The sequence below is a fragment of the Campylobacter sp. BCW_4341 genome, from assembly GCF_001764255.1.
Taxonomy (GTDB): domain Bacteria; phylum Campylobacterota; class Campylobacteria; order Campylobacterales; family Campylobacteraceae; genus Campylobacter_D; species Campylobacter_D jejuni.
This window is the reverse complement of sequence record NZ_MKAH01000022.1, coordinates 12,236-32,949: the sequence shown is the minus strand read 5'-3', so window position 1 is coordinate 32,949 and position 20,714 is coordinate 12,236. Positions and strand designations below refer to the sequence as shown.

Genomic DNA, 20,714 nt, shown 5'->3' with positions numbered 1-20,714 from the left:
AAGAATGGGCTTAATCAAAATTAATGGCAACCACAACCACCGCAGCAGCTAGAACCACCAAAAAATGCATCAAGTTTTGCAATATCTGGCATTTCTGTGATTTCATTTACAAGTTCTTTATATGCCACTTTACCCTCTTTAATCACAAATACGGCACGAGCTAAAAGCCCTTCTAAAGCACCTTCATTTATCAAAACACCATATTTTTCACCAAATTCTTTTGCCACAAAATCACTTGCAACACTTAAATTTTCAATACCTTCTGTACTGCAAAATCTTCCCATAGCAAAAGGTAAGTCCATACTTACTACAATCACTTCAGCACCATTGTAACTGGCTACTTTTTTATTAAATTCTCTAGCTTCTGTAGCACAAACTGGTGTATCTAAGCTTGGAACACTTAAAATGATTTGAGTTTTACCCGCTGCACCGATTTCAATCACGCTTAAATCTTTAGCTTTAAGATTTACCTTAGGAGCATCTGCTCCAACTTCTACTGAATTTCCTTTAAGTTTTACAGGATTTCCTTTAAAATTTACTGTACTCATTTAATTTCCTTTTTTGATATTTTAAACATTATTGCAATTAATGTTTTAGGAGTGATTATATCCTATAAACATTAATTATTTTTAATTTCACTGAAAATTATTTTACTTCTTTCCAAGTATATTTTTTCCACACTTTTTGAGCTTCTTTACTCTTAATAAAATCGACAAATTCTAAAGCTTTTTTATTTTCTAAACCTTTTTTTGTAGGAGCTATTTCAGCTGCACGATAAATCACTGCATTTTTATCTTTGATAAATAAAGCTTTATCATCGCCTAAAGCCTTTGCCCAATGAGACCAAATAATTAAAGCATCGATATTTGGATTGTTATTCCACTCATCTACGGCGGCTTTGGAATTTTTAGCATAAATTTTTATATTTTTACGTAATTTTACCAAATTTTCTCTTTTTGCACTTTTTAAAGCCATATCTTCATAAAGTCCAACTTGTCCTGCACCATCAACCACCATAACATTTACGCCATCTTTTAAAATGTCTTCAAAATTTTTAATATTTTTTGGATTATTTGGACGCACGATAATACCTGATGGACGCATATTTAAAACGCTTAAATTTTCTAAACTTAAACTTGGAATTTTTTTAGCAAAATCATCCATCATTGAAGTATTGCCTGAAAAAATCAAATCTGCATTTTCTTTTGCTTTATCTATCCAAGCTGGAGTTGGACCTGCAGTTACAATCACCTTTTCTTTTGTTTTTTCTTCAAATTTTAAAGCAAGCTCTTTTAGTACAGGAGCAGGACCACCTGGACCATAAACTAAAATTTCAGCATTTAAAAAACTTGCTGCTGCTAAACTTAAAATTAATATTTTTTTCATAAAATAAACCTTTCTTTATAATATAATGAAAGAAAATTCTATCAATCTATAGTTAACTCTCCCTTGCAAAGCCCTGCTTCTATAAGAAAACGAGAAGGAGCGAAAGAAGTTTTTTTGTTTTTATCATATTTAGCATAACTTAAATAAAGTATATTTTTTGCCCTAGTTACCGCAACATAAAAAAGTCTTCTTTCTTCTTCTAAGCTTCCACCCATTCCCATAAGCTTTTGATTAGGAAAGCGACCTTGCGCAAGATCAATCACAAAAACAAGATCAAATTCCAAGCCCTTACTTGCATGCACGCTAAGCAAATTAACTCCTTTGCCACTACTCATTTCGCTTGCACCTAAAGTTAGAAAATTATAATACTTGTAAATATCGCTATAATTTTTTGTAAGCTCTTTTAAAACATTGAATTTTGTTTCTATTTTTTCTAAATTTTCACTCTTTCTTAATAAATCCACCTGCCCTGCTTTATTTGTCGCTCTTTTGGTTGCAAGTTCTTCGCAAATTTCTCTATAAAAAGAATTTTCACAAATTAAATTGACTAAAGTCAAAGAATGTTTTATTTCCATAGCTTTTTTTAAAAAAAGATAGATTTTTTCCAAATTTCTAGCGCACAAATCATTGATTTTTGAAAGTCTTAAAATAGGATGTGCATCAAATTCGCTCTCAAATTTAAAACGAGTTTCGCTGGCTAATTCTTCTAAATCCGCAAAAAGTCCAAGTTGATAATTTCTTTTTTGATGATTTTGCAAATTTACATTTTTATCAGGATCTAAAAAACCTTTTATTAAATTTCCATGCCCTAATTTTAAAAGTGCGTCAAAAATTTCTTTTGCTAAAACTCCACCCACACCTTTGGTATATTGAACCAAATGAATAAAAGCCATGATATCTTTAGGATTTACCACAAGAGCAAGCATGGAGCTAAAAGCTTTAACTTCTAAACTTTCAAAAAAACTTCCACTTCCCTTTCTCATACTTGCAATGCCCTGCTCCCTTAAAGCTACTTCAACCCCATCAGCACTTGAGTTGTTGCGAAAAATCACGGCAATTTCTTCCAAACTTACTCCACTTGTAAGTATCATTTTGGCTATATTTTGATACTGATCAAATAATTCTTCAAAAGTAAGCAAAGATGGGGCTTTAAACTCATCATTTCTTGTAACAATAAGTTCTTTTGGATATAATCTTTCATTATTTAAAATCACTTTATTAGCCAAAGCTAAAATACTTCTTGATGAACGGTAGTTTTTATTTAAAGAAAAAATTTTTGCATCTTTAAAACGATCTTTAAACCCACCTATGATATTAATATCCGCTCCATTAAAAGCATAAATACTTTGATCATAATCCCCTACGCAAAACAAACTTTTACTATGAAAAGCCTCTATTAAGGAACTTTGCAAAGTATTTGTGTCTTGATATTCATCTACTAAAATTTCATCAAATTCATATTTTTCTTCTTTTAAAAGATCTTTTAGATTGATAAGCAAGTCATTAAAATCTACATAATTAAAACGCTTTTTTTCATTATCATATTCTTTTAAAATATCTTCATAAATTTCAGCATAAATACTTTGATCTTCGTAGTTTTGGCAAAACCAAGTATAAAAATCTTGATTGTGCGCTTTGTTTTGAAACAAAGAATAAAGATCATATAAATAACTTGATTGATAAGGTTTTATATCACTTAAATGCCTAAAAGTTCTTTTTTCATAGACACTTTTAAGTAGAGTTTTTAACTCGCTTGCTTGCTTTAAGGCTATATTTTTATCCGCATTTCTAAGTAAGGTATAAGCCGTACTATGAAAAGTTCCTGCAAGTATTTTACTGGTAATATTTTTATCAAAAAATTTCCCTAAACGCCCTATCATTTCTTTACTGGCTTTATTTGTGAAAGTCAAAAGCATAATTTTTTGAGGTGCCACTCCCTTGCTTAAAAGATAAGAAATTCTTGCAACAATAGTAGAAGTTTTTCCCGTCCCTGCACTTGCAATAACAAGATTGTGTCCAAAATCAGCAGTAGCGGCAAGATATTGTTCATTATTTAATTTTGAAAGTGGCATTATTTTCCTTATAAAAGTTAAAATTATAAAAAAAAATTACTTAAAAATATAAAAATTTAAAATTACTTTATATTAGATTATAGTACAATGCTAAAATTATTTAACTTTCTGTTTTTAAGGGATAGCAAATGAATTTGAAAATTTTTTCTATTATTGTTAGCATATTAATTGCTGTTATTGTGATATTAGGTGGAACATATTATTATCTTTTTGAATATTCAAAACCAAAGAATTACACCTTAAATACCAACACTTACACCGAACAAAAATCGTATACCAATAACTACGATAATTCCTATTCACCTTCGATCCAAACCAACAATAGTTCATCAGATATAAATATTAATAACAATACCATCCAAAAGCAAGAAACAAACCTATTAGATGAAAATCAAAGCTTAAATAACGATACATTTAATACATCAATAAGCGAAAACAATCAAAGCTTAAATAATGACACCAATACAAGTAATAATATTAATACAAATGAAAATAAGCAAATTTTAGATACGGATAAAGAAAAATTAAAACAAGAAAATAAACAAGCCAAAATAGAAGCTCTTAAAAAAGAAATCAGCAAACAACAAAAGATCTTAGAAAGAGAAAGAGCTGTAAAAAAAGAACTTCAATCAAACAAATCAAACAAAAATAAATATCTAAATACCGCTAGAGAATATCTAAACATAGGAAAAAACAGTCGTTTAGAACCTGAGCTTAGCACAGAAAATATGAAAGTTTACATTTTAGATGGAAAATTTTTAAGCCAATACAGAATCAATCTGTTAAAAGATATGCTAAGCGTTATACAAGATAATGCAAAAGATTATTATCTAAGTATTTTTGTTAAAATGCTACCAAAAGGGGAAATGAAATTAACTATCTATAACAAAGAAATTATCTTTTCAGATATGAAAAAAGCTTATAAATATATTAGTTTAGATAGATTAAGCCCATATTTAAACAATCCAAAAGAATTAAATGAACATGTAGCACGTGAAGAAATTTTAGAAAGACTTAAACTTCAAATTAAAAAAGACGGCAAAGGAAGTGATTTTTCTAAACATATCAAAAGTTTGAAAACTGGACTTAATACAGCACAATATTTCTTCCCGTTTTGTGAAATTATAGAAATTAGCTCTATTAAATAAGCTAAAACAATAAAGGCAAATAATGTATGATAAAAATTTAGAAAAAGAGTATTATCAAATTTGCGAAGAACGCGGATATTTTGAAATCGATGGCAATAAAACCATACAAGAAAAAGATAAAAATTTCTGCATTATGATGCCTCCTCCTAATGTCACTGGAGTTTTACACATAGGACATGCTTTAACCTTCACTCTACAAGACATTATGACGCGTTATAAAAGAATGGACGGTTATAAGGTTCTTTATCAACCAGGACTTGATCACGCAGGTATTGCCACTCAAAATGTTGTAGAAAAACAACTCCTTGCTCAAGGCATTAAAAAAGAAGAACTAGGTAGAGAAAAATTTATAGAAAAAGTATGGGAGTGGAAAGAGCAAAGCGGTGGAAAAATTTTAGACCAAATGAGAACACTAGGCATCACTCCTGCATGGAGTCGCTTGCGTTTTACTATGGATGAAGGTTTGGTTAATGCCGTAAAAAAAGCCTTTGTAGAACTTTATGATAAAAGACTTATTGTACGCGGAAACTATATGATCAATTGGTGTACTCACGATGGCGCTTTAAGTGATATAGAAGTTGAATACAAAGAAAACAAAGGAAAACTTTATCATATTAAATACTTTTTAAAAGATAGCGATGAATTTTTAGTAGTAGCCACAACGCGTCCTGAAACTTTTTTTGGCGATACTGCAGTTATGGTACATCCTGATGATGAACGCTATACTAAATTTGTGGGTAAAGAAGTGATTTTGCCTATAAGCAAAAAAGCCATTAAAATCATAGCCGATGAACATGTAGAAAAAGAATTTGGAACAGGAGTTGTAAAAGTTACTCCCGCTCATGACATGAATGATTATGAAGTGGGACTTAGACATAATTTAGATTTTATAAGTGTTTTTGATGAAAAAGGAATTTTAAACGAGCATTGTTTAGAGTTTCAAGGTTTAGAACGCTTAGAAGCAAGAGAAAAAATCGTAGCCAAACTTGAAAGTCTTGGTTTTATAGAAAAAATAGAAGAGCATAACAATCAAATAGGATATTGCTATCGTTGCAACAATATAGTTGAACCTTATATCTCCAAACAATGGTTTGTAAAAAAAGAAATCGCCCAAGAAAGTATAGAAAAAGTTGCGCTTGGAGAAAGTAAATTTTACCCAAATCACTGGATAAATAGCTTTAATGCCTGGATGAAAGATTTAAGAGATTGGTGTATTTCAAGACAACTTTGGTGGGGGCATCAAATTCCTGTGTATTATTGCGAATGCTCTCATGAATGGGCAAGCCAACATACGCCTAAAACTTGTCCAAAATGTCAAAGTCAAAATTTCAAACAAGATGAAGATGTGCTTGATACTTGGTTTTCTTCAGGACTTTGGGCTATGAGCACTTTAGGCTGGGGGAATGAAAATTGGGGTAAAGATAAAATTTGGTCTGAAAAGGATTTAAAAGATTTTTATCCTAATTCTTTACTCATTACAGGTTTTGATATTTTATTTTTCTGGGTGGCTAGAATGATGTTTCAAAGCACTAATGCTTTACATCAACTTCCTTTTAAAGATATTTATTTACACGCTCTTGTAAAGGATGAGCAAGGTAGAAAGATGAGTAAAAGTCTTGGAAATGTCATCGATCCAAATGAAAGCATTAAAGAATATAGTGCTGATATTTTACGCTTTACTTTAGCACTTCTTGCTATACAAGGACGCGATATTAAACTTAGCAATGATAAACTTTTACAAGTTAGAAATTTTACAAATAAAATTTATAATGCTACAAATTATCTGCTTTTAAATGAAAGTAAATTTGAAGATTTGGAAAATATCACACTTCATTCAGAATTAGCAAAATATATTTATGCCAAATTTCAAACTTGTGTTAAGGATGTAAGAGAAAATTTAGACAATTATCGCTTTAATGATGCAGCTAATACTCTATATAAATTCTTTTGGGATGATTTTTGCGATTGGGGTATAGAGCTTAGCAAAGCCGAAAAATCAAGCGTTAAAGAACTTGGTAGTATTTTCAAAGAAGCTTTAAAACTTTTAAATCCTTTCATGCCTTTTATCAGCGAGTATTTATACCACAAACTAAGCGATACAGAACTTAAAACAAGCCCTTCTATTATGATAAGCAAATATCCAAAATTTAAAGAACAAGATAAAAATATAGAAAAAATCTTTTCTTTGCTCATAGAAAGCATAGTTGGTATCCGCCGTGCTAAAAGTTTAATCGATCTTGGAAATTCTAAAATAGAAAAAGCTTATATCAAATTTAACGATAAAAAAATCAAAGATGAAATCAAAGCTTATATGAATTTTATCATGATGCTCGCAAAGTGCGAGCAAATAGAATTTAGTGAAGAAAAATTACCAAAGGCAATATGTGATGTTAGCGAGAATTTAGAAATTTTTATTACGCTTGAAAATGTTGATTTAAGTGGTATTTTAACAAGACTTGAAAATCAAAAAAATAAGCTTGAAAAAGAAAGTTTCAAGCTTAACTCCATGCTTTCAAATGAAAAATTCATCGCTAACGCACCTAAAGAGGTGGTTGAGCAAAATAAAGAAGCTCTAGAAAATTTAAAAATTCAACTTGAAAAAATATCAGTTGAACTTCAAAATCTAAGAGGTTAAAAATTTGATAAAAATAAAAAATTTAAAAAAATATTATGGCAAGGAACTCGTGATAAACGATGTTTCTTTGGAGATTAAAAAGGGTGAAATTTACGCCATAGTAGGTCATAGTGGAGCTGGAAAATCCACTCTTTTAAGATGTATTAATGGACTTGAGAATTATCAAGAAGGAAGTTTAAAAGTCTTTGATCAAGAAATTAAAGATTTAAGTCAAAAAAAATTAAAAGAGTTAAGAATGCTTAGAAAAGATATAGGGATGATTTTTCAAAATTTTGCCCTAATGGAGCGCAAAAATGTATTTGAAAATGTTGCTATGCCTTTAAGAACACACTATACTCAGTGTAAATTTCATGCCAAGCTTTTTAATAAAGAATACATGAGCGAAAAAGAAATTGCCCAAAAAGTCAATTCCCTACTTGAAATCGTAGGGCTTGATCATAAAAATAAATCCTATCCAAGAGAACTGAGTGGAGGGCAAAAACAACGCGTTGCTATTGCTAGAGCCTTAGCTTTAAACCCAAAAATTTTACTTAGTGACGAAGCTACTTCGGCTCTTGATCCAAACACTACAAAAAATATTTTAGAGCTTATATCTAAAATCAATGCTGAATTTGGGATTACTGTTGTTTTAGTAACTCACGAAATGGATGTAGTAAAAGACATAGCTCAAAAAGCTTTATTACTTGAACATGGACAAATCATAGGAAGTGGAGCAATTGATGAGCTTTTTTTAAGGCCTAATGCTAAAATGAAAGAATTTTTAGGAGAAAGCGACTTCTTGCCTGAGCACGGACTTAATATCAAACTTTACTTTCCAAAAGAAGTTGCCCAAAATAGCGTCATCACTCATATGGCAAGAACTCTAAATATAGACTTTAACATAGTTTGGGGTAAAATAGAAAAACTTAATGGAAAAGCCTTGGGAAATTTAGTTATAAATATAAATGAAAACGATAAAGACAAGGTTCTTGACTACATAGAAAAAAGTGGAGTATTATGGGAGGTGGCATCATGAATGAAGAAAACATCTCTATCTTCAGTGCTTTTTTTAGTAGAATTTCTCAATTTTTTAATGAATTTTCTTGGCAGGATATTAAAGAAGTGAGTTTAAGTTCTATTACAAGTTTCAGTGAAAATTATGAAAACATTTTAAAACCTGCGCTTAATGAAACAATTTATATGAGTTTAATGGCTGTACTATTTGGATTTTTATTGGCTATTATTCCTGGAATTTTACTTGCTATTTGGGATAAAAATGGAATTAAAGAAAATAAAATCGCTTATAGTATTTTAGATTTTATTACAAATATACTGCGTGCCTTTCCATTTTTAATTCTTATAGTTGTTCTTTTACCACTTTCTAAAATCATAGTAGGGACAAGCATAGGTACAAATGCTGCCATAGTTCCTTTAGCTATCGGAATAGCTCCTTATTTGGCAAAGATGCTTGAAAGCGCTTTTAAAGAAATAGACAAAGGAATCATAGAAGCTGCAAAAAGTTATGGTGCTAGCAATATTCAAATTATCTTCAAGGTTATCTTTAGTGAGGCCCTTCCTGCTATAATTAGCGGAATTACCCTAACTTTGATCTTTACCATTGGTTTTTCTGCTCTTGCTGGAACTGTCGGTGGTGGAGGTTTGGGAGATGTCGCTATTCGCTATGGTTATGAAAGATTTAACAAAGAAGTTATGATTCAAACTGTAGTTATTCTACTTATATTAGTTCAGTTAGTTCAAATTCTAGGTAATTTATTTTATACTTGGGCTAAAAATAGCAAAACTACATATATCATCGCCACTCTATTGATTTTACTTGGAATTAGCATAGTTATCAATATAAACAATGATGAAAATTTCTTTTGGCAAGCAATTATTTTTATCTTATTTTTAGGAAGTTTGCTTTATAAAGGTTTCAAAAAATAAGGAGATTATATCTCCTTTTAAGATAAGTATAAGTTTTTTTAAGTAAAATTTAAACAAAAAATTAAAGGAATTAAAATGATGTATCAGATGCGTTAATCTGACTATCAACAAGTTTTTATATGCTTCTTCCTGATAGTCAGAGTGAATTTATTAAGATTAAAGCAAGCACAAAATGACTAAAAAGGAAAAAAATGAAAATCAAATCTTTATTTATAGCAAGTATTTTAACATTAAGTCTTAATGCAAATGCATTAGAAACCATCACAGTTGCAGCAACTCCCGTCCCTCATGCTGAAATCCTAGAGCAAGTAAAACCTGATTTAGAAAAACAAGGCTATAAACTTGAAATCAAAGAATTTACGGATTATGTTTTACCTAATCTAGCTGTTGATAACGGAGAAGCCGATGCAAATTTTTTCCAACATACTCCTTATTTGGAAGAATTTAATAAAAACAAAGGCACCAAACTTATCAAAGTAGCTGCCATACACATAGAACCTATGGCTGTTTACTCCAAGAAATATAAAAGTCTAGATGATATTAAAGAAGGGGTTAAAATCGCCATTCCAAATGATCCAACCAATGAAAGTAGAGCTTTAGATATTATTGCAAAAAAAGGTTTGGTAAAATTTAAAGATAAGGCTTTAAAAACACCTCTTGATATTATAGACAATCCTAAAAAAATTAAATTTGTAGAATTAAAGCCCGCACAACTTCCAAGAGCTTTAGATGATGTTGATTTTGCTGTAATTAATTCCAACTACGCTCTCTCTGCAAATCTAAATCCTGCAAAAGATAGCGTATTTATCGAAGATAAAGAAAGCCCGTATGCAAACATTCTTGTTGTAAGAGTAGGACATGAAAACGATCCAAAAATCAAAGCCTTAATCCAAGCTCTACAAAGTGATAAAATCAAACAATTTATCATAGAAAAATACAACGGATCTGTTTTACCTGCTTTTTAATTTTGTCCCTTACCTAGGGACTTTTTTCTTAAATACAAAGGAGTTTTTATGAATTTATTTAAAATTATTATACTCGCTTGCATTCTAAATTTATCTAGTCTATTTGCACAAAACATTACTATAGGAGCCACTCCAAATCCTTTTGGTAGCTTACTAGAACTAATGAAAGATGATTTTAAAAACAAAGGGTATGAGCTTAAAATAGTAGAATTTTCAGACTATATTTTGCCCAATCGTGCATTAGAGGAAAAAGAACTTGATGCAAATTTATATCAACACAAACCTTTTTTAGAAGAATACAACCTAAAGAAAGGTTCAAATTTAATTGCAACAACGCCTGTACTTATAGCTCCAGTAGGAGTTTATAGTAAAAAAATCAAAAATTTAGAAAATCTTAAAGAAGGTGCTAGAGTTGCTATACCTAATGATGCGACCAATGAAAGCAGAGCTTTAGAGCTTTTAGAGAAAGCAAAATTAATAGAGCTTAACAAAAATACTCTAAAAACCCCATTGGACATAAACAAAAATCCAAAAAAACTTAAATTTATAGAGCTTAAAGCCGCACAACTTCCAAGAGCTTTAGATGATGTTGATATTGCTATAATTAATTCTAATTTCGCACTTGGAGCCAGTCTGAATCCAAGTAAAGATACTATTTTTAGGGAAGATAAAAATAGCCCTTATGTAAATTATGTTGTGGTACGCTCAGAAGATAAAAATAGCGAAAAAACCAAAGTAATTGATGAAATTTTAAGAAGCGATAAATTTAAAGCCATCATTAATGAACATTATAAAGATATATTAATCCCAGCTTTTTAGGAGTATAGCATGAATATTAAAAAAATATTTTTAAGTGTTTTATTTACAATTAGCCTTAGTTTTGGAGCAGATAAAACCATAATCATAGGTGCAACACCAACGCCTTATGCTGAAATTTTAAATTTCTCCAAACCCTTATTTCAAGAAAAAGGTTGGAAGTTAATAGTTAAAGAATTTAATGACTATAATATACCCAATATCGCTTTAAATGAGAAAGATTTAGATGCAAATTTATATCAGCATAAACCTTTTTTAGATGATTTTAATACCCATAAAGGAACAAAATTAAGTTCTTTAGGTGCTATTGTTTTAGTTCCTATGGCTATATATTCTAACTCTATAAAAGATATAAAAGATATTCCTAATGGTGCTAAAATCGCTATACCTAATGATGCTACCAATGAAAGCAGAGCTCTTGATTTGCTAGCTAAAGCAAATTTAATAGAATTTAAAAGTCAAAGCACCCTTAAAACCCCTATTGACATAAGTAAAAATCCAAAAAATCTTAAATTTATAGAGCTTAAAGCCGCTCAACTTCCAAGAGCCCTAAATGATACTGATTTGGCTGTTATTACCACAAACTATGCTCTTGGAGCAGGTTTAAATCCTTTAAAAGATGGTATTTTTATGGAAGATAAAGATAGTTTATATGCTATTGTTTTAGCTACAAGAAAAGGTGAAGAAACAAATCAAAAAAGCCTTGCTATTAAAGAAATTTTAACAAGCGATAAAATTAAAAATTTCATCATAGAAAAATACAAAGGCTCTGTTATTCCTACTTTTTAACTCTATACAAAGCCTTCTAAAGGCTTTGTTAAACTTATAAAAGCTAAAATACTATTTATTGCATTATAATTCTTAGGATAAAAATGAAAATTATTTTTTTAACTTTTTTTATTGTGATAAATTATATCCAAGCAGCTAGTTTAGAAGAAATCAAAACGGCACTAGCTAAAGAATTTAGAAATAATTTTCCTAAAATTATAATTTCTCAAATTGATTTAAAAATAACATCATTGCCTAAAGATTTTGATCAATATGAATTTCTAAGAATTGCTAATGGGCGTTTTAATCAAGCACAAGGCTTTTTAAGAGCTGAATTTAAAACTCCGCAAAATATACAAAAAAATGTATTTTTTAGATATTTCATTCAAGCAAATTTAGAAGTTTTAAAAAGCGAACGCGCTATAAAAAGAGGAGATAAACTTGGAGCTTTTGACTATAAAAGCGTATTGATTGATTTTGATAAAGTTCCTTTAAATGCCTTAACCTTAGATGATGTAGATAATTTTGTAGCTAAAAGCAATATTAACAAAAACACCATTTTAAGAGCAAATATGTTTAAAACCACAGCTTTAATACGCCGAAATGATCCTATAATCGGAGTTTTAAGTGAAGCAAATGTTGATGTTTTAATCGAACTTGTGGCTTTGCAAAGTGCAAATATGGGCGAAAGGATTCGTGCAAAAAACAAAGAAGGTAAAGTTATGCAAGGCATCGTAGTGGGTAAAAATAGGATGATTATACAATGAAGGTTTTATTAGGAATTTCTGGTTCAAGCAGTGTCAATTTAGGCTTAAAATTATTAAAAAATTTAGAAAATCAATGCGAACTTTATTGTATTTTAACTCAAGGTGCAAAACTTAGTTTCAAAGCTGAAAATGAAGCAAATTTAGAAGAAATTTGTCAAGAAAATTTTAAATACACTCATTTTTTAGATGATAAAAATTTAAGTCTAAGTGTAGCAAGTGGATCTTTTGGAATAGAAAAAACTATCATTGCTCCTTGTTCGATTTCAAGTTTAGCAAAAATTCACGCTGGTTTTGCAGACACTCTTTTAATGCGTGCTGCAGCAGTGGCCTTAAAAGAAAGAAAAAAACTCATCTTAGGCGTACGTGAAATGCCTTTTTCTACTTTAAATTTAGAACATATGTTAAAACTTAGCCAAATGGGAGTTATTATCGCACCTCCTATTATCGCAAGTTATTCTAAAGCAAACAATCTAGAACAAATGGAAAATTTTATCGTAGGTAAATGGCTAGATCTTTTAGAAATAAAACACAATTTATATGAAAAATGGCAAAATTTTTAGTTTAAATTTGTTATATTTTTAAAAAAAATTGGAGCAAAAATGACTTGTTTATATCCTGGGACTTTTGATCCTATTACCAACGGACATTTAGATGTTATCAAACGAGCTTTAAAAATTTTTGATGAAGTCATCGTTGCCATAGCAAAAAGTGAACATAAAAAACCTTGCTATGATTTAGAAAAACGCAAAGAACTAGCCCTGCTTGCAACACAAAATTTAAAAAATGTTAAAATCATTGCTTTTGATAATTTACTTGTAGATTTAGCCAAAGAATTAAAAGTTAATACTATAATCCGTGGACTTAGAGCGGTGAGTGATTTTGAATACGAATTGCAAATTGGCTATGCAAATCACGCACTTTGGGAAGATATGGAAACCATTTATCTTATGCCGAGTCTAAAACATGCTTTTATTTCAAGTTCTATTGTTCGCTCTATAGTAGCACATGGGGGCGATGTAAGTTCTCTTGTTCCAAAAGAAATTCTACCTTTTTTAAAGGATCAATCTTGTATGTAGTTTTTGAAGGTATTGACTGCGTAGGAAAAAGTACGCAAATTTCACTTTTAAAAGAAATTTACAAAGACGCCATTTTTACACTCGAACCTGGCGGAACAGAACTTGGAAAACATTTAAGAAAAATTTTACTTAATAAAACTCATCCTATTAGCAAAAGAGCTGAACTCTTGCTTTTTTTAGCTGATCGTGCTCAACATTTTGAAGAAATCTTAAAAACCAATCAAAACAAACTCATTATTAGCGATAGAAGTTTTATTTCAGGCATGGCTTATGCCAAAGATTTTGAAAACGATTTGCTTTTTGCTTTAAATAGTTTTGCTTTGGAAAATTTTTTTCCACAAAAAATTATCTTTTTAAAAGGAGATGCAAACCTTATTCAAGAACGCCTCAATCAAAAAGAACTAGATAGCATAGAAAAACGTGGCATTGAGTATTTTCTAAGCGTGCAAGATAAACTCGAAAAAGTGCTTCATTTTTTAAAAGAAAAAATTTCTATAGAAATTTTAACACTTGACGCAAAAGAAAATAAAGAAAAATTACACCAACAAATAAAGGAATTTTTACAATGATTAACGCTTTAAAAGGAATGAAAGATTTATTAGATAAAGATGCATATTATTATGAAAAAGTGATTAAAACCTGTGAAGAAGTAGCTAAAAACTATGGCTTTACTTTTATCAATACACCGCATTTAGAACTTTGCACCCTTTTTAAAAGAAGCGTAGGAGAAAGTTCTGATATAGTAGGCAAAGAAATGTATGAATTTATCGATAAAGGCGAAAATCATGTTTGTATGCGTCCTGAAGGAACTGCTGGGGTGGTGCGTGCCTATATAGAAAAAAAACTCGATAAAAACACTAGTGTGAAAAGATGGTTTTATCATGGTTCCATGTTCCGCTATGAAAGACCCCAAAAGGGACGCTTAAGAGAATTTCATCAATTTGGCGTTGAAAGTTTTGGAAACGCAAGCGTTTATGAAGATGCAAGTATTATTTTAATGTTAGTAGAAATTTTTTCACGCTTAGATATTAAATTTAAACTACTGATTAACTCTTTAGGTTGTTTAGAATGTATGCCAAAATATCGTGAAAATTTAATACATTTTTTAGATAGCAAAGAAGGTTTTTGCGAGGATTGTTTGCGTAGAAAAAACTTAAATCCCATTCGTGTTTTAGACTGTAAAAATGAGCATTGCCAAAGCCTACTTAACGATGTTCCGCTTTTAAATCAAAATTTATGCTCATCTTGCCAAAAAGACTTTGAAATTTTACAAAACGTTTTAAAAGAAAATGGAGTGGATTTTGAAGTGGATCCTAAGCTTGTTAGAGGGCTTGATTACTACTCTAAAACGGCTTTTGAATTCATTAGCGATGAAATTGGTGCAAAAGCTGCTATTGCTGGGGGTGGAAGATATGATAGACTCATTGAATACCTTGATGGAAAAAGTGGTTTTGGCGTAGGTTTTGCCATGGGCATAGAAAGAATTATAGCTATTTTAGAACAAAAAGAAGAAAAAGTTCAAAGAGAAGGAATTTATCTTTGTGCTATGGATGAAATTTATATCCAAAAACTTTTGCATATCGCTACAAATTTAAGAAAAGAATATAAAGTGTTTTTAAGCTATGAGGCAAGAAAACTAGCTAAACATCTCGAAAACGCGGATAAAAATAATGCTGAAATTTTTCTTTGTATGGGAGAAAATGAAGCACAAAATGAAAGTTTGTTTTATAAAAATTTAGCAAAAAAAGAAGAAAAAATGATTAAAATTTCAGACTTAAAGAAGGTTTTATAATGGATTATGGTATTGATATTTGGGGAAATGAAAATTTTATTATCAAAAATGGTAAAGTTTGTATCAATCATGAGAAAAAACCTGCTATTATTGATATAGTTAAAGAATTAAGAGATGATGGATACAAGGGGCCTTTACTTTTAAGATTTCCTCATCTTATTCAAAAACAAATTGAAAATATTTACGGAAATTTCAATAAAGCAAGAAAAGAATTTGACTATAAAGGAGGATTTAACGCTGTTTATCCTTTAAAGGTCAATCAATACCCTGGTTTTGTAAAAAATCTTGTAAAGCTTGGAAAAGACTATAACTACGGACTTGAAGCAGGTTCTAAGGCAGAGCTTTTACTCGCTATGGCTTATAATAACGAAGGCGCACCTATTACAGTAAATGGCTTTAAAGATAGAGAACTTATCAATATAGGCTTTATCGCAGCTGAAATGGGACATAATATCACTTTAACCATAGAAGGACTTAATGAACTTGAAGCTATCATAGACATAGCCAAAGAACGCTTTAAACCCAAACCAAATATAGGCTTACGTGTGCGTTTGCATTCTGCTGGAGTTGGAATTTGGGCAAAAAGCGGTGGGATTAATTCTAAATTTGGACTTACATCCACTGAACTCATAGAAGCAGTAAATTTACTCAAAGAAAACAAACTTTTAGAACAATTTACCATGATTCACTTTCATCTAGGCTCACAAATTACCGAAATTCATCCTTTAAAAAAAGCCTTAAACGAAGCAGGAAATATTTACACAGAACTTAGAAAAATGGGAGCTAAAAATCTAAAAGCTATCAATCTTGGTGGCGGTTTAGCTGTGGAATACTCACAATTTAAAAATGAAAAAAGTAGAAATTATACCTTAAGGGAGTACGCTAACGATGTAGTTTTTATCCTAAAAAACATAGCCGAACAAAAAAAAGATTTAGAACCTGATATTTTCATAGAAAGTGGGCGTTTTGTAGCAGCTAATCATGCTGTTTTAATCGCTCCTGTATTGGAACTTTTTTCTCAAGAATATGCAGAAAACAAACTCATACTTAAAAAACAAAATCCAAAACTTATCGATGAGCTTTATGATCTTTATAAAAGTATAAAACCTTCTAATGCTTTAGAATACTTGCACGATAGCATAGATCATTTAGAGAGTATTTTAACTCTTTTTGATTTAGGCTATGTGGATTTACAAGATCGCTCCAATGCTGAAATTTTAACTCATTTGATTACAAAAAAAGCTATCTTACTTTTAGGCGATAAGCAAAATCCTGCGGATTTACTTGCCATACAAGATGAAGTACAAGAAAGGTATTTGGTAAATTTTTCACTCTTTCAAAGCATGCCTGATTTTTGGGGTTTAGAACAGAATTTCCCCATCATGCCACTTGATCGCTTAGATGAAGAACCGACTCGAAGTGCGAGTATTTGGGATATAACCTGCGATAGTGATGGAGAAATTTCATACTCTAAAGATAAACCTTTATTTTTACACGATGTAGATGTAGAAAAAGAAAATTATTTTCTAGGGTTTTTCCTTGTAGGTGCCTATCAAGAAGTACTTGGAATGAAACACAATCTTTTTACTCATCCTACTGAAGCTATTATAAGTATCAATGAAAAAGGCTATGAAGTTGAGGGGATTATAGAAGCACAATCCATACTTGATGCCTTAGAAGATTTAGACTATGATATACACGCTATCATGGATATACTTAATGAACGCATAAGTAATTCTAAGCTTGTCAACGACAAGCAAAAAAAGCATATTTTAGGTGAACTTTATCTTTTCTTAAATGATAATGGTTATTTAAAAAGCATAGGAGTTTAGATGAATTTTTGGGGTATTATAAAAGAAGATTTTTCTCAACCAAAGGCACAAGATCCAGCTTTTAATTCTTGTATAGAACTTTTTTTTAATTACCCTGGAGTATGGGCTGTAGTAAATTACCGCTTTGCACATTTTTTTTACATAAGAAATTTTAAACGCATTGCTAGGATGATTAGCGGAATTTCACAATTTCTAACTGGAGTAGATTTGCACCCTGGTGCAGAACTTGGAAGGCGTGTTTTTATAGATCATGCCAATGGAGTGGTTATAGGCCAAACAGCAATCATAGAAGATGATGTTTTGATTTATCAAGGCGTTACTTTAGGCGGAACAAGTCTTGAAAAAGGCACTAAACGTCATCCAACCATAAAAAAAGGAGTAATCATAGGTTCAGGCGCAAAAATACTTGGCAATATCACCATAGGAGAAAATGCCAAAATAGGCTCAAATGCTGTAGTGGTTAAAGATGTAGGTGCAAATTTAACTGCCGTTGGAATTCCTGCTTATATTATCGAAGAGCGTAAAAATAAAAACATTAGAGCCATAGATGCAAATTGCGATGATAAATTAGAAAAGCTAGAAAATAAAATTTTAGAACTTGAAAATCTTATATTAAAACGACCTGAATCACAAAAATAATAATTTTTATAATACATAAAATTATATGTATTATTATGCGTATTAATTTTTCCTAAAAATTAATACAAATTTTCACATTTATTGAATTTTATAACTCATTTTTAAATTAAATTTATTACAAAAATGCAATTTTCTGCTAAAATTAAACAAAAATTATTAAGGATTGAAAAATGCTTACAAAAAGATCTCAAGTTTTAGAAGAATCTATCACTTTAGCTATCACCGCACTTGCCAATGAACTTAAAGCTAAAGGCGAGGATATCATTAGTTTTTCAGCAGGCGAACCTGATTTTGACACACCGCAAACCATCAAAAATGCCGCTATAAGTGCTATTGAAAAAGGATGTGGAAAATACACTGCTGTTGCGGGAATTCCTGAAGTATTAAAAGCTATTCAAATCAAATTTAAAAAAGATAATAATCTTGATTACGAAACAAATGAAATCATCACCAATGTAGGTGCAAAACACTCTCTTTTTGAATGTATAGAATGTTTAGTAGAAAAAGATGATGAAGTGATTATCCCTAGTCCTTACTGGGTAAGCTATCCTGAAATGGTAAAATTTGCAGGTGGAAAACCTGTATTTATAGAAGGCTTAGAAGAAAATGGCTTTAAAATTACCGCTGAACAATTAAAAAAAGCTATCACAGCTAAAACCAAAGTTTTGATGCTAAATTCTCCTTCAAATCCTGTGGGATCGATTTATTCTAAAGAAGAATTAACTCAAATTGCTAAAATTCTAGAAGGAACGCAAATTACTGTTTTAAGTGATGAAATGTATGAAAAACTTCGCTATGATGGTTTTGATTTTGTAGCTTTTGCAAGTGTAAGCGAAGATGCTTTAAAACGCACCGTGACCATTAACGGACTTAGCAAATGTGGAGCTATGCCAGGATGGCGTTTTGGCTATATGGCAAGCAAAAATAAAGCCCTAATTTCAGCCGTTAAAAGACTTCAAGGACAAAGCACTTCAAATATTTGCTCCATTACTCAACATGCAGCCATTCCTGCTTTAAATGGAGAATGTGATAAAGATATAGAAAAAATGCTTCAAGCCTTTGAAAAACGCCGTAACTTAGCCTTAGATATGCTTAAACAAATCCCAAATATCAGCGTTTATAAACCAGAAGGTGCTTTTTATCTTTTTGTAAATATACAAAAAATAGAAAAAGATTCTATGAAATTTTGCCAAAAATTGCTTGAACAAGAAAAAGTTGCCGTTGTTCCAGGTATAGGTTTTGGAATGGATGGATATTTTAGGCTTTCTTATGCCACAAGCGATGAGCTTATCAAAAAAGGTTTAGAAAGAATAGCAAATTTCATTGCTTCTTATTAAGCCCTAAAGCCTTAAAATTACTTTAAGGCTTTTTAAGCACAGCATTTACTCTTTGAATACTATCTGATTTATTTAAACTCAATCTTATTATAGAATTTTCTAATCCACCTAAAGAATGCGCTATATTTGCCTCTAGGCTTATCATATCTAAAGCATTTAATTCAAATTTTTCCTTTTCCACTTCAAACCAAATTTTACCGCTTAAAACTTGAATATGTATAGCAAAAGGAGCTTTATGCTCTTTCATAACACTATCTTTAGCTAATAAAATTTGAATTTCTTTACCTTTTTCATTGTCAATTAAAACATTGATTTTTACTTCTTTTGGGCTAAATTCCGCCCTATTCCATTGAATGATTTTCACAAAATCTCCTTTTTTAGTTTTATAAAACTATAGCAAAAACCAAAATATAGATTATAAACTTGTGTTAATTTATCCTTCTTTCCACCAAAAATCCTATTTAAATTTAGCCCCTATTTCATAAGCCTCACCCATTTTTGGTGTGATAAGGGGTAAATCTAAATTTTCATAAAAAAAATTTTACTACCTCATTCCATGCATGAGTTCCCGCTAAAAATCTCCCCCAATGTATAGGCATGACAGCCTTTGCATTAAGATCTTTCGCTTCTTTTAAAATTTGACCAGGAAAAGAGTGTGAATATGGCCAAGCGATATTAAACTGTCCGCTTTCAAGACAAGCTAGATCAAAACTTCCAAAATATTCACCTATTTTTTAAAATGTGTAAAATATCCTCCATCTGCACTAAAAAACACTCTCTTATCTACACTTAAAAATTCCATCACAAAAGAAGCCCAAAGGGTTTTGTTTTTACCATCTCCTCTACTTGAACTGTGCTGTGCAGGTGTTGCAATGATTTTTAAATCATCAAATTCTATTCCACTCCACCAATCAAGCTCTATGATTTTTTTCTCACTCACCCCATAGCTTTTTAGATAATTTCCCACTTTTAAAGGTGTAATAAAAAATTTAGCCTTATCTTTTAAAGCTTTTACACTCTTAGCATCTAAATGATCAAAATGCGAATGCGTGATAATCACAGCAAAAATTTCATTAAAATCATTTACATTATAAACAGGAGCATTTTTAAAAGCCTTATTGATAAAAGAAATAGGCGAAGCATGAGTGTTAAAAACAGGATCAATCAAAATTTTATATTCTTTAAAACTTATAAAAAGCGAAGAATGTCCAAGCCAAGTAATATGCGGGGTGCTAAAACCACTCAAATCAGGCTTGAAAAAAGGTAATTTAAAAGAAGGAATGGCATTTTTTGGATAAAGATAATAATACCTCAAAATTTCTTTAAAAGACACTTTAGGAGTTATAAGACTTTGCTCATTTTCATTAAGAAAAATTTCATATTTTTTACCCTGTATTTTTTTAGCTTTTAATCTTTCATTATTTGAAATATCAAAGGTTTTAAATGATAAATTCAAATTTTTCCTTTTATGTTTATCAAGATTATATCTAAAAAGTTTTTAGACTAATTTTATTTTATTGCTAAGTTTTTAGTTTGCTTGTGTTAAAATAAGTAAATT

The 20,714-nt window shown here is 30.4% G+C and carries 19 protein-coding genes and 1 pseudogene; 15 read left to right on the top strand and 5 right to left on the bottom strand.

The genetic code is table 11. From position 1 onward, the window contains the following. Window positions 1-20 precede the first annotated feature (20 nt). From tpx to AJN70_RS03390, 3 genes are all read right to left on the bottom strand, one after another. Complete coding sequence (tpx, locus tag AJN70_RS03400; RefSeq protein ID WP_002856712.1) at window positions 21-548, bottom strand: thiol peroxidase; 528 nt, start codon at window positions 546-548, stop codon at window positions 21-23. Between the two features lie 97 nt (window positions 549-645). Continuing rightward, the gene (peb2, locus tag AJN70_RS03395; RefSeq protein WP_002881716.1) at window positions 646-1,386 is read right to left on the bottom strand and encodes an AcfC family adhesin PEB2; all 741 of its coding nucleotides are present in this window, start codon (window positions 1,384-1,386) and stop codon (window positions 646-648) included. Between the two features lie 41 nt (window positions 1,387-1,427). Next, a complete protein-coding gene (locus AJN70_RS03390; protein WP_002881715.1) occupies window positions 1,428-3,458 on the bottom strand; it encodes an ATP-dependent helicase in 2,031 nt (676 codons plus the stop codon). Window positions 3,459-3,586: 128 nt separating this feature from the next. Here AJN70_RS03390 and AJN70_RS03385 point away from each other — a divergent pair, with 128 nt between their 5' ends. The 15 genes from AJN70_RS03385 to AJN70_RS03315 all read left to right on the top strand — a co-directional run bounded on the left by AJN70_RS03385 (window position 3,587) and on the right by AJN70_RS03315 (window position 19,156). After that, window positions 3,587-4,606 carry a hypothetical protein gene (locus AJN70_RS03385; protein ID WP_002881714.1) on the top strand — a complete coding sequence of 340 codons (1,020 nt, stop codon included), beginning with the start codon at window positions 3,587-3,589 and terminating at the stop codon, window positions 4,604-4,606. Between the two features lie 22 nt (window positions 4,607-4,628). Then, window positions 4,629-7,241, top strand: coding sequence for a valine--tRNA ligase (locus AJN70_RS03380; protein WP_002881713.1), 2,613 nt, complete (start codon window positions 4,629-4,631; stop codon window positions 7,239-7,241). Window positions 7,242-7,245: 4 nt separating this feature from the next. Beyond that, window positions 7,246-8,256 carry a methionine ABC transporter ATP-binding protein gene (locus tag AJN70_RS03375; protein ID WP_002881712.1) on the top strand — a complete coding sequence of 337 codons (1,011 nt, stop codon included), beginning with the start codon at window positions 7,246-7,248 and terminating at the stop codon, window positions 8,254-8,256. Further along, on the top strand, window positions 8,253-9,164 hold the full coding sequence (locus AJN70_RS03370; RefSeq protein ID WP_002881711.1) for a methionine ABC transporter permease: 912 nt from the start codon (window positions 8,253-8,255) through the stop codon (window positions 9,162-9,164). Before AJN70_RS03375 ends, AJN70_RS03370 begins: the two co-directional genes overlap by 4 nt. Window positions 9,165-9,355: 191 nt before the next feature. Next, window positions 9,356-10,129, top strand: coding sequence for a MetQ/NlpA family ABC transporter substrate-binding protein (locus AJN70_RS03365; RefSeq protein ID WP_002872575.1), 774 nt, complete (start codon window positions 9,356-9,358; stop codon window positions 10,127-10,129). Window positions 10,130-10,177: 48 nt separating this feature from the next. Then, on the top strand, window positions 10,178-10,948 hold the full coding sequence (locus tag AJN70_RS03360) for a MetQ/NlpA family ABC transporter substrate-binding protein (protein ID WP_070295492.1): 771 nt from the start codon (window positions 10,178-10,180) through the stop codon (window positions 10,946-10,948). Window positions 10,949-10,957: 9 nt separating this feature from the next. Beyond that, window positions 10,958-11,734: a MetQ/NlpA family ABC transporter substrate-binding protein gene (locus AJN70_RS03355; RefSeq protein WP_070295491.1), complete on the top strand. Its 777-nt coding sequence runs from the start codon at window positions 10,958-10,960 to the stop codon at window positions 11,732-11,734. Window positions 11,735-11,817: 83 nt separating this feature from the next. Continuing rightward, a complete protein-coding gene (flgA, locus tag AJN70_RS03350; protein ID WP_070209832.1) occupies window positions 11,818-12,480 on the top strand; it encodes a flagellar basal body P-ring formation chaperone FlgA in 663 nt (220 codons plus the stop codon). Then, window positions 12,477-13,040 carry a UbiX family flavin prenyltransferase gene (locus AJN70_RS03345; RefSeq protein ID WP_002871446.1) on the top strand — a complete coding sequence of 188 codons (564 nt, stop codon included), beginning with the start codon at window positions 12,477-12,479 and terminating at the stop codon, window positions 13,038-13,040. The genes flgA and AJN70_RS03345 overlap by 4 nt, the downstream gene beginning before the upstream one ends. Before the next feature lie 39 nt (window positions 13,041-13,079). Next, on the top strand, window positions 13,080-13,556 hold the full coding sequence (gene coaD / locus AJN70_RS03340; protein ID WP_002852633.1) for a pantetheine-phosphate adenylyltransferase: 477 nt from the start codon (window positions 13,080-13,082) through the stop codon (window positions 13,554-13,556). Next, on the top strand, window positions 13,547-14,125 hold the full coding sequence (gene tmk / locus AJN70_RS03335; RefSeq protein ID WP_044779439.1) for a dTMP kinase: 579 nt from the start codon (window positions 13,547-13,549) through the stop codon (window positions 14,123-14,125). The genes coaD and tmk overlap by 10 nt, the downstream gene beginning before the upstream one ends. Then, window positions 14,122-15,348 carry a histidine--tRNA ligase gene (gene hisS, locus AJN70_RS03330; protein WP_002871444.1) on the top strand — a complete coding sequence of 409 codons (1,227 nt, stop codon included), beginning with the start codon at window positions 14,122-14,124 and terminating at the stop codon, window positions 15,346-15,348. The genes tmk and hisS overlap by 4 nt, the downstream gene beginning before the upstream one ends. Then, the gene (speA, locus tag AJN70_RS03325; RefSeq protein ID WP_083262311.1) at window positions 15,345-17,180 is read left to right on the top strand and encodes a biosynthetic arginine decarboxylase; all 1,836 of its coding nucleotides are present in this window, start codon (window positions 15,345-15,347) and stop codon (window positions 17,178-17,180) included. Before hisS ends, speA begins: the two co-directional genes overlap by 4 nt. Next, window positions 17,181-17,819 carry a serine O-acetyltransferase gene (cysE, locus tag AJN70_RS03320; protein WP_053872625.1) on the top strand — a complete coding sequence of 213 codons (639 nt, stop codon included), beginning with the start codon at window positions 17,181-17,183 and terminating at the stop codon, window positions 17,817-17,819. Between the two features lie 170 nt (window positions 17,820-17,989). Continuing rightward, a complete protein-coding gene (locus AJN70_RS03315) occupies window positions 17,990-19,156 on the top strand; it encodes a pyridoxal phosphate-dependent aminotransferase (RefSeq protein ID WP_053872386.1) in 1,167 nt (388 codons plus the stop codon). A 22-nt stretch (window positions 19,157-19,178) separates the two neighbouring features. On the opposite strand, the gene AJN70_RS03310 is transcribed toward AJN70_RS03315, so the two are convergent. Further along, window positions 19,179-19,520 carry a cupin domain-containing protein gene (locus AJN70_RS03310; RefSeq protein ID WP_070248289.1) on the bottom strand — a complete coding sequence of 114 codons (342 nt, stop codon included), beginning with the start codon at window positions 19,518-19,520 and terminating at the stop codon, window positions 19,179-19,181. A 93-nt stretch (window positions 19,521-19,613) separates the two neighbouring features. Next, a pseudogene (locus AJN70_RS03305) lies at window positions 19,614-20,612 on the bottom strand (MBL fold metallo-hydrolase). Window positions 20,613-20,714: the final 102 nt, after the last annotated feature.